At 74.0% G+C, this 11,007-nt stretch carries 4 protein-coding genes; all 4 read right to left on the bottom strand.

The features are described 5' to 3' along the window. A partial coding sequence (locus tag NP777_RS46060; RefSeq protein WP_256656180.1) for a condensation domain-containing protein occupies positions 1–1,475 on the bottom strand: 1,475 nt, incomplete at its 3' end. Positions 1,476–1,623: 148 nt separating this feature from the next. Continuing rightward, positions 1,624–1,836, bottom strand: coding sequence for an MbtH family protein (locus NP777_RS46065; protein ID WP_256656181.1), 213 nt, complete (start codon positions 1,834–1,836; stop codon positions 1,624–1,626). Positions 1,837–1,910: 74 nt separating this feature from the next. Continuing rightward, positions 1,911–9,023: an amino acid adenylation domain-containing protein gene (locus NP777_RS46070; RefSeq protein ID WP_256656182.1), complete on the bottom strand. Its 7,113-nt coding sequence runs from the start codon at positions 9,021–9,023 to the stop codon at positions 1,911–1,913. Continuing rightward, positions 9,020–11,007: condensation domain-containing protein (locus NP777_RS46075; RefSeq protein ID WP_256656183.1), on the bottom strand; the 1,988-nt coding region annotated here is incomplete at its 5' end. The genes NP777_RS46070 and NP777_RS46075, both read right to left, overlap by 4 nt.

Consider the following 11,007-nt stretch of genomic DNA (forward strand, 5'->3'; position numbering starts at 1 on the left):
ACGTTCAACTCCCCATACGACAAGGACTCCTGACCGCACACCACCGCCACGCTCCCGGCGGACTCCCGCGCCCGCGCCTCGAACAGCTCGGTGAGGGTGGTGTCCGGGCGGGCGGCCGGGGCGGCGTCCCCCGGCGGCAGCAGCCGGGCCCGCTCCTCGGGCAGGAGGAGGTCCACGGTGCCCAGGGCGCGGTCCGGGCCCGCCTCCGCGAGGGACTCCATCAGCTGGACGAACCGGCGCTGGTGGAGGGCGAGATCGTCCTCGCCGTAGAGCTCGGGGTTGCCCTCGAAGTCGATGCGCAGCCCCTGGCCCTCGCCCAGGTCGTGGACCACCACCGACAGGTCGTCCACCGGGCCGAGGTTGAGGGTGTGCGGGGTCGCGGGCAGTTCGCCGAAGGTCAGCCCGTGGCCGAACATCATGATGTTGATCTGCGGTCCGACCAGGCGCTGGTCGCCGCCGAGCAGACCGAGGTCGCGGCGCAGGTCCTCATAGCGGTAGCGCTGGTGCCGCAGCACCCGCCGCATCGCCCCGGCGACCTGGGTGAGCAGGGCGTCGAAGGTGGACTCGGGCCGTACGGACAGCCGCAGCGGCAGGACGTTGGAGACCATGCCCGGGGTGGCGCGGGCGACCTTGCCGAGCCTGCCGGTCACGGGCAGTCCGACGACGATGTCGTCGCCGCCGCCGAGGCTCTGCAGATAGGCGGCGAGAACGGCCGTCACCACGGGCGGCCAGGGGACCCCGGCCCGGTCCCCGGCCGCCCGCAGCGCGCGGGTGGACTCCGGGGACAGCCAGGTGGTGCCGCGTCGCAGCCGGGTGGGCATGGTGGGGTCCGCGGCCGTCAGGCCGGGCGGCTTGGGGCGGTCGGCGAGCAGGGTGTTCCAGTGCGCCTTGTCCTTGGCGAAGTCCTCCGAGGCGCGGTAGCGCTCGTCGGCGGCCACCAGCTCCGCGAGTGGGGCGAACTCAGCTGCGGGCACCGGGGTTCCGGCCGCCAGCGCGGTGTAGATCTCGGCGGCCCGCCGGGTGACCAGGGCGCCGCTGAAGCCGTCCAGCACGATGTGGTGGCAGCGCAGGTACCACAGGAAGCGGTCGGGGGCGGTCTCGAGGACGGCGAAGCGGACCAGCTCGTCCTCGAGGAGGTTCAGCGGGCGCCGGAAGTCGGCGCGCATCCACGCCTCGGCCGCCGCCCGGGGGTCGTCCTCATGGCTGACGTCCAGGTACTGGACCGTGCCCGTGCCCTCCGGGTCGACCACCTGCCATACGCCCTCGGCGTCCTCGGCGAAGCGCGTGCGCAGCGCGTCGGTCTCCCGGACGACCCGGCGCAGCGCCTCCTCCAGGAGGTCGGGGTCGAGCAGTCCCTGGATCTCCAGGTACTGGGCACCGTTGTAGATCGGGTTGTCGGGGTCCAGCCGCTGGGCGTACCACATTCCCGACTGGGCGGCGGTCAGGGGGAGCCGGGTGGTCCGGGCATCAGGCATGTCTCGTTCATCCTCGGTCGCGTTGAGGCTCGCGTATCGGGTGGCGCGCTCTCGCGCGGCGGCGGTGCCAGGAGGCGGGCCCCGGCCCGGGGACGGCCGCACGGATCAGGTGCGGCCGTCCCCGGGCCCGGCGTGGTGGGGCGGTGGGTCAGGCGGCGTTCATCGCCTCGACCAGGCTCTTGGGCCGCATGTCGGTCCAGTTCCGATTGATGTGGTCGAGGCACGCGTCGCGGGTGTCCTCGCCGTGGACGACCGTCCAGCCGGCCGGGACCTCGGCGAACGCCGGCCAGAGGGAGTACTGCTGCTCCTCGTTGACCAGGACGAAGAAGCGGCCCTCGGCGTTCTCGAACGGGTTGCTCATGTCGTGTCTCTCCTTGTTTCGGTTCCCGAAGGGGTTCGGTGCTCCGGGAGGCTCCCGGAGCGGAAGGGCCGGGTTCAGTCGCCGGTGCGGAGCCGCTCCCGGAGGATCGGCCCGATGACCCGCATGGCCACCGGCTGGGTCATCTCGCCGTGGTGGCAGTCGATGTCATGGACCTCGACCCGGCCGTCCACGTACCGGTCCCAGGTGTGCGGGTGCAGCCCGAGCTCCTCGCTGGAGCGGGCGGCGCGGAAGAAGACCATGTCGCCGGTGAACCGGTCGGGCGTGAACGCCTCGCTCACCACGGCGAAGTTCCGGTAGATCCGGAACATGTTCTCCGACTGGGCCGCGCTGAGCGTGGCGAAGGGCGAGCCCTCCTCGCGGATGGCCGCCATCACCTCGTCGCGGTCGAGGGGGCCGTCGTGGCCGAGGTCGATGCCCGCGACCTCCAGCAGGTCCAGGAGGAACTGCTGCTGGCTCCACGGCTCGGCGTTGACCGGCGCCGCGTCCATCGGATAGCCGTCCAGGCTCATCAGCAGGGCGACCTCCTCACCGGACGCCTGGAGCCGGGTGGCGATGCCCTGGGCGATGGGCGCGCCGAGGGACCAGCCGAGCAGGTGGTAGGGGCCGTGCGGCTGGATCTCCCGGATCGTCCCGAGGTAGTCCTCGACGGCCGCCTCGATGGACCCGGGCAGTTCGGTGAGGTCCCGGAGCCCCCTGGCCTGGAAGGCGTAGATGGGCCGGTCGCGGTCCACCTCGGGGATGAGCCGGGTGTAGGGCCAGCCGACGCCCGTGCCGGGGTGGACGCAGAACAGCGGGGGCAGGGAGCCCTGCGGCCGGATGGGCAGCAGGACGTCCAGGTCGTCGCCGTGGTCCAGTTCGTACAGCCGCTCGGCCAGGCCCGCGACGGTCGGGGTGTTGAGGACGGTCCGGATCGTGAGGTCCACGCCGAAGGCGAGCCGCACCTGGTTGGCCAGCCGCACCATGAGCAGCGAATGGCCGCCCAGCTCGAAGAAGTTGTCGTCGATCCCGACCCGGGGCAGCCCCAGGACGTCCGCGAACACGCCGCACAGGATCTGCTCGCGCACATTGCGCGGGGCGCGGCCCTCCGCGGCGGCGGGTGCCTCCGGGGCGGGCAGCGCCTTGCGGTCCAGCTTGCCGTTGGGGGTCAGCGGCAGCTCGGGCAGCGTCACGAACGCGGACGGCACCATGTACTCGGGCACCTCGGCCGCCAGGTGGTCGCGCAGGGCCGCCGGGTCCGGCGTGCCACCGGCCGCCGGGGCGACGACGTACGCCACCAGGCGCCGGTCCCCGGGCTGGTCCTCGCGGACGACGACCGCGGTGTGCGCCACCTCGGCGTGGCGGGCCAGCACCGCCTCGATCTCGCCCAGTTCGATCCGGAAGCCGCGCAGTTTCACCTGGTCGTCGGCGCGGCCGAGGAAGTCCAGCGCGCCGTCGGGCCGCCAGCGGGCGACGTCCCCGGTGCGGTACATCCGGCCGCCGTCGGCGGAGAAGGGGTCGGCCACGAACCGTTCTGCCGACAGGCCGGGGCGGCCCAGATAGCCCCGGGCGAGCTGGACGCCCGCCAGGTACAGATCGCCGGGCACCCCGGGCGGCACCGGGCGCAGCGCGTCGTCCAGCACGTACAGCCGGGTGTTCCACACCGGCCGGCCGATGGGCACCGGGCCCGGCGCGGCGGTGCGCTCGCACTCCCAGGAGGTGACGTCCACCGATGCCTCGGTCGGGCCGTACAGGTTGTGCAGTTCGGCGTCCAGGGTGCGCAGGAACTCGTCCTGGAGCTCCCGGGGCAGCGCCTCGCCGCTGCACAGGACGCGCCGCAGTCCGGTGCACCGGGCGGCGCCCGGCTCCTGGAGGAACACCTGGAGCATCGAGGGCACGAAGTGGACGGTGGTGACGCGCTCCGCCCGGATCAGCTCGGCGAGATAGCCGGGGTCCTTGTGGCCCTCGGGCCGGGCGACGACGAGCGCGGCGCCCTCCAGCAGCGGCCAGAAGAACTCCCAGACGGAGACGTCGAAGCCCGCGGGGGTCTTCTGCAGCACCCGGTCCTCGCCGGTGAGGCCGTAGCGCGCCTGCATCCAGGCGAGCCGGTTGACGATGCCCTCGTGCGGCACCATCACGCCCTTGGGGCGGCCGGTGGAGCCGGAGGTGTAGATGACGTACGCGGGCGAGGCGGGGTGCAGCGGGGCGCGCCGCTCGCCGTCGGACACATCGCCCTCCGGGAGCCCGGCGAGGGCGTCCAGGGTGCCGGGCGCGTCCAGCGCGAGGACCGGCACGGACTCCTCGACGGGCAGTCCGGCGGCCGTCTCCGCGGTCGTCAGCAGCAGCGCCGGGGCCGCGTCCGCCAGCATGTGGCGGATGCGGTCGGCCGGGTAGCCGGGGTCCACCGGCACATAGGCCGCGCCGGTCTTGACCACCGCGAGCAGCGCCACGACCAGCTCCGGCGAGCGCGGTACGGCGATGCCGACGTACCCCTCGGGGCCCACTCCGCGCTCGATGAGCAGCCGGGCGAGGTGGTTGGCCCGCGCGTTGAGCTCCGCGTAGCCGAGGGTGGTGCCCTCGAAGACCAGCGCCGGACGGTCGGGGGTGCGGGCCGCCTGCGCCTCGAACAGCGCGGGCAGCGTGGTGGCGGGCACCTGGTGGGCGGTGTCGTTCCAGCCCCGCAGGATCCGCTCGCGCTCCTCGGCCGTCAGCACGTCGACGTCGGCGATGGAGGTGTCGGGGGTGGCGGCCATCGTCCGCAACACCCGGACCAGCCGCTCGGCGAGCGCCTCGGCGGTGCCGTGGTCGAAGAGGTCCGTGCTGTAGCGCAGCACGCCGTCGATGCCGTCGGCGCCGCCGTCGGCGAGCAGTTCCTCGCTGAGCTCCAGGCTCAGGTCGAACTTGCTGATGTCCACCGCCACCGGCTGCGGCGTGGCGTTCAGACCGGGCAGCACCACGTCCGTGTCCGCGGTGTTCTGCAGGGTGAGCAGTACCTGGAACAGCGGGTGGCGGGCCTGGGACCGCTCCGGGTTGAGGACCTCCACCAGCCGCTCGAACGGGAGGTCCTGGTGCGCGAACGCGCTCAGGTCCCGCTCCCGGACCCGCTGGATCAGCTCCTTGAAGGTCGGCGCCCCCGAGGTGTCGGTGCGCAGCACCAGCGTGTTGACGAAGAAGCCGATCAGGTCGTCCAGCGCCTCGTCGGTGCGGCCCGCGACCGGGGTGCCGATGGGGATGTCGGTGCCGCCGCCGAGCCGGTCGAGCAGGGTGGCGAGGCCGGTCTGGAGGACCATGAACAGGGTGGCCCGGCCGGCCCGCGCCAACTGGGCGAGCGCGGCGTGCAGTTCGGGGTCGATCCGGAAGACCACCGCGCCGCCGCGGCCCGAGGCGACGGCGGGCCGGGGCCGGTCCGCGGGCAGGGCCAGCTCCTCGGGGAGCCGGTCCAGGCTCTCCTTCCAGTAGGCGAGCTGGCGGGCGATCGGGCTGTCCGGGTCGGCCTCCTCGCCCAGCACCTCGCGCTGCCAGAGGGTGAAGTCCGCGTAGTGCACCGGGAGTTCGGGCCAGTCCGGGGCGTCGCCGCGCAGCCGTGCCACATAGGCCGTGGACAGGTCGCGGGCGAGCGGGCCCATGGACCAGCCGTCGGAGGCGATGTGGTGGATCGTCACCAGCAGTACGTGGTCGGTCTCGCCCAGGGTGAACAGGTGGGCCCGTACGGGGATCGCCGCGGCCAGCTCGAAGTGGGCCGTGACCTCGGCGTTGAGGGCGTCGGCCAGCTCCTCCTCGCGCACCTCGGAGTGGACCAGGGAGATCTCGGCCGAGTCCAGGACGACCTGCCGGGGCACCCCCTCGGTCTCCTGGAACACCGTCCGCAGGCTCTCGTGCCGGGCGACGACATCGCGCAGGGCGGCCTCGAGGGCGTCCCGGTCCACCGCACCGGCGAGCCGCATCGCGGTGGGGATGTTGTAGGCGCCGCGGTCGTCGCCCAGGCGGTCGAGGAACCACAGCCGCCGCTGGGCGAAGGACAGCGGGAGCTCCGCGGGCCGCGGCCGCGCGGTGAGCGCGGTGCGGGCCGTTCCGGCCCCGGCCAGCAGGCCCGCGAGCCGGGCCGGGGTGGCGGCCTCGAACAGGGACCGGATGGCCAGCTCCACGCCCAGCGCCGAACGCACCCGGGACACCAGCCGGGTGGCGAGCAGCGAATGCCCGCCCAGGTCGAAGAAGTTGTCGTCCACGCCGACCCGCTCCACGCCGAGGACCTCGGCGAAGAGACCGCACAGGATCTCCTCCTGGGGCGAGCGCGGCGGGCGGGCCGACGCCCCGGCCACCTCCGGGGCGGGCAGGGCCTTGCGGTCCAGCTTCCCGTTGGCGGTCATGGGCAGTTCGGGCAGGGTGACGAACGCCGACGGCACCATGTACTCGGGCAGGGTGGCCGCGAGCCGGGTGCGCAGCGCGGCGACGTCGGGGCGGCTCCCGGGGTCGGCGGCCACATAGCCGACCAGGCGCCGGTCGCCCTCCTGGTCCTCCCGGACGACCGCGGCCGCGTGGCCCACGCCGGGGTGCGCGGCCATGACCGACTCGATCTCGCCGAGCTCGATGCGGAAGCCGCGCAGCTTGACCTGGTCGTCGGTGCGGCCGAGGCACTCCAGGAGGCCGTCGGGGGTCCACCGGGCGCGGTCCCCGGTGCGGTACATCCGGCTGCCCGCGGGCCCGTACGGATCGGCGACGAAGCGCTCCGCGGTGAGGCCCGGCCGGTTCAGATAGCCGCGGGCCACGCCCTCCCCGGCGAGGTACAGCTCGCCGTCGGTGCCGGGGGCGACCGGCCGCAGCCAGCGGTCCAGGACCAGCGCCCGGTAGTTGTGCAGGGGGCGGCCGATGGGCGGCGCCGACTCCACGGGGGTGTCGGTGTCCCACGCGGTGGCGTAGACGGTGGCCTCGGTGGGGCCGTACACATTGGCCAGCCGGCCGGCGGACAGGGTCTTCTGGATGTCCACGGCGGCCTGGGTGCCCAGCCGCTCGCCGCACAGCAGCACCGTGTCCGCGGTGAGCCGTACGTCCCCCTGGCCGACCAGCTGGGCCAGCGCCGAGGGCACGGCGCTGACCACGGTGCCGGGCAGTTGCGCGGTGGGCCGTTCGGCCAGCGCCAGGAGGTCGTCCAGGACCTCCAGGGTGCCGCCCGACATCAGCGTCCCGAACATCTCGAAGACGGAGACGTCGAAGCTGAGCGAGGTGGTGAACAGCAGCCGGGTCAGCCGCTCGGGGCCCAGCGCGGTACGCGCCCAGGCCGCCAGGTTGACCACCGCGCGGTGCGGTACGGCGACGCCCTTGGGGCGGCCGGTGGAGCCCGAGGTGTAGATGACGTACGCGGGCGAGGCGGGGTGCAGCGGGGCGCGCCGCTCGCCGTCGGCCGGGTCGGTCGCCGGGGCGCCCTCCAGGGCCCGCTCGACCTCGGGGTCGTCCAGGACGACCACCCGGTGGCCGGTGGCGGGCAGGGCCGCGTCGACTCCGGACTCGGTGAGCACCAGCGCCGGGGCGGCGTCCCGGACGATGTACGCGATGCGGTCGGCCGGGTACTTGGGGTCGATGGGCAGATATCCGGCCCCCGACTTGAGCACCGCGAGAACGGCCACCAGGGTGCGGTCGTTGCGCGGCAGCGACAGCGCCACCAGCTTCTCCGGGCCCGCGCCCAGCGAGATCAGGTGGTGGGCGAGCCGGTTGGCCCGCTCGTTGAGCCCGGCGTAGGTGAGGGCCGTGTCGCCGTGCACCACCGCGAGGTGGTCCGGGGTGCGCGCCACCTGCTCCTGGAACATCCCGGGCAGGGTCGTGGCGGGCACCTGGCGCGCGGTGTCGTTCCAGTCCACCAGCACCTGGCGGCGGACGGCCGGGTCGAGCGCGTCCACCCGCCCGACGAGCTGCCCGGGGTCGGCCACCACCGCCTCGAAGAGCCGGGTGAGCCGGTCGACCAGGGAGGCGACCGTCGCGCGGTCGAACACATCGGGGCGGTAGCCCACCTTGAGCAGCATCGTGGGCCCGGGGGCCATGGCGAGGCTCAGCGGGTAGTGGGTGGCGTCGCGGCCGGAGCCGCCGGTGACCCGGGCACCGGTGAGGGAGGACTCGACCGTCCCGGAGTCCACCCGGTAGTTCTCGAAGAGGACGAGGGTGTCGAAGAGGGTGCCGACACCGGCCAGGCCCTGGATCCGGGTGAGTCCGAGGTGCTGGTGGTCCATCAGCTCGGTGTGCTGGTCCTGGAGCCGCCCGAGCAGCCGCGCCAGCGACTCGGCCGGGTCCAGCCGCACCCGCACCGGCAGGGTGTTGATGAACAGCCCCACCATCGTCTCCACCCCCGGGATCTCCGGAGGGCGGCCGGACACGGTGGTGCCGAACACCACGTCGTCACGGCCGGTCAGCGACGCCAGCAGCAGACCCCACGCACCCTGCACCACCGTGTTGAGCGTCCAGCCCCGCGACCGCGCCAGCGCCGTCAGCTGCTCCGTCAGCTCGGCGGACAGCGACGCGCTCAGCTCCTCGGGGACCACCTCGGCGTGGCCGGTGGCGCGCGGCGCGAGCAGGGTCGGCTCGGCCAGCCCCGCCAGCGCGGTGCGCCAGGCCGCCTCGGCGGCGGCGGTGTCCTGGTTCGCCAGCCAGGCGAGGTAGTCGCGGTACGGGGTGACCGGCGGCAGGCCCGAGGCGTCCCCGCCCCGGGCGTACAGCTCGAAGAACTCGCCCGCCACGATCGGCGAGGACCAGCCGTCCATCAGGATGTGGTGCTTGGTCAGCAGCAGCCGGTGGTCCCGCGGCCCCATCCGGACCAGGGTGAACCGCATGAGCGGCGGCCTGGCCATGTCGAACCGGCGGGTGCGGTCCTCGTCCACGATGCGGCGCACCGCGTCCTCGCGCCGCTCCTCGTCCGCGATGGTGCCCAGGTCGTGCTCCTGCCAGGGCAGGGGCACCTCGCGCCGGATGACCTGCACCGGGCTCTCGCCGCCCTTGTGCCGGAACCCGGCGCGCAGCACGGCGTGCCGCTTCAGCAGGGCCCGCCCGGCGGTTCTGAGGGCCTCGGTGTCGATGTCGCCCTCGAGGTGGAACACGCTCTGCACGGTGTAGGGGTCGATCCCCTCGGTGTCGTACAGGGCGTGGAACAGCAGTCCCTCCTGCAGCGGCCCCAGGGGCAGTACGTCCTCGATCCGGGATTGCTTCACCGGGTGATCCCCCACTCCTCGTCGAGCTCGTCGTCGTCCAACTCGTCCTCGAGTTCGTCGATCTCCTGCTGGCTGAGCGACACCAGCGGCAGGTCCGAGGGCGTGTGGCCGCCGGAGGCGCCGCCCTCGACATGGGTGACCAGGGCCTGGAGCACCTGGGCCCAGATCTCGCTGAGCCGCTCGACCTCGGGCTCGCGGAACAGGGCGCCGGGGAAGGCCCAGGCGACCCGCAGTCGGGGGCCGTCGGCGTGGTCCTCGGTGACCGCGTTGAGGGACAGGGCGTACATCATCGGGGCGTCCTGGTCGGAGAACCCGGGGGCCTTCTCCGGCGCCGCGGCCCAGTCGGCGTACTCCGCGCGGCCCGCCATGTCGAACCGGCCCAGGTAGTTGAAGCCGATCTGGCGGGGCAGGAAACCGGCCAGGACGGGCTTGGTGTCCAGGTTGAGGTGGCGCAGCAGCCCGAAGCCGAGGCCGTTGTCGGGGATGGCGCGCAACTGCTCCTTCACGCGCTTGAGCGCGTCTCCGAGGGCCGCTCCGCCCGCCAGGACCTCCCGCCAGTCGAGCGGGCCGGGGTCCAGGCGCACCGGGTGGATGCTGGAGAACCAGCCGACCGTCCGGGACAGGTCCACACCGTCGGTGAACTCCTCGCGGCCGTGGCCCTCCAGGTCCACGAGGACCGCCGGGTGGTCCGCACCGCCGCGCGAGCGCCGCCAGTGGGCGACCGCCAGGGCGAGCGCGGTGAGCAGCACGTCGTTGACGCCCGCGTTGAACGCCGCCGGGACCTTGGTGAGGACCGGCCCGGTCAGCTCGGGCGGCAGGATCTGCCACAGCCCGCCCATGGTGTGGTTCATGTCCTGCGACGGGTCCAGCGGCCGGTCGCTGAGCAGCGGGTCCGGCACGTCCAGGGCGCTGGACCACAGCTCCGTCTCCTCGACCCGCCCGGGGGCGTACGCGGAGGCCACCAGGTGCTCGGCCCAGCGCCGGTACGAGGTGCCGACCGGCTGGAGTTCGGCCGGGCGTCCCTCCTTGGCCGCCTGCCAGGCCGCCTCCAGGTCGGTCTCCAGGATGCGCCAGGAGACGCCGTCCACCACCAGGTGGTGGATGATCACCAGGAGCCGGCCGGAGCTCCGCGGGCCCGCGTCGAACCAGACCGCCTGGAGCATCCGCCCCCGCTCGGGGGAGAGCCGCGCCCACGCGGTCTCCGCCTCCCGCTCGATGGCGGCCTGGAGGGCCTCCGCGCCCAGCCCCGCGACATCGACCCGGGTGAGGGACTCGGCCGCGCGCACGGTGCCGCGCGACGGCACCTCCAGCGACCACTCACCGCCGCCCTCGGGGCGGGTCAGCCGCATCCGCAGGGCGTCGTGGTGGTCGAGCACGGTCTGCACCGTGGTCTCCAGCGGTTCCTCGCCGAGGTCCGCCGGTACCTGCAGCAGCACCGACTGGGCGTACTTGCCGATCGGGCCGCCGCGGTCGCGCAGCCGGTGGATGATCGGGGTGAGCGGCACCGAGCCGACCCCGGTGTCGGTCCCCTTGCCGACGCGCTTGCCGACGGTGCCCGCGTGGGCCGCCAGGGCCTCGACCGTCTTGTGCTGGAAGACGGCCCGCGGGGTGAGCGAGAGCCCCGCCTTGCGGGCCCGGCTGACCAGCTGGATGGAGATGATGCTGTCGCCGCCGAGGTCGAAGAAGCTGTCGTGCACACCGACCTCGGTCAGGTCGAGCAGATCCGCGAAGATCTCGCAGAGGATCTCCTCCTGCGGGGTGCGCGGCCCCTGCTTGGTGACCGTGGCGGCGAAGTCCGGCGCGGGCAGCGCCGCCCGGTCCAGCTTGCCGTGCGCGGTCAGCGGCAGCGCGTCCAGCAGGACGACCGCGGCGGGCACCATGTAGTCCGGCACCGCGTCCGCCACCCGGGTCCGGAGCGCCGCCGGGTCGGGGCGGGCGCCCGCGGCGGGCACCGCGTAGCCGACCAGCCGCCGCTCGCCCGGCT

The organism is Streptomyces rugosispiralis, from assembly GCF_024505145.1.
Taxonomy (GTDB): Bacteria; Actinomycetota; Actinomycetes; order Streptomycetales; family Streptomycetaceae; genus Streptomyces; species Streptomyces rugosispiralis.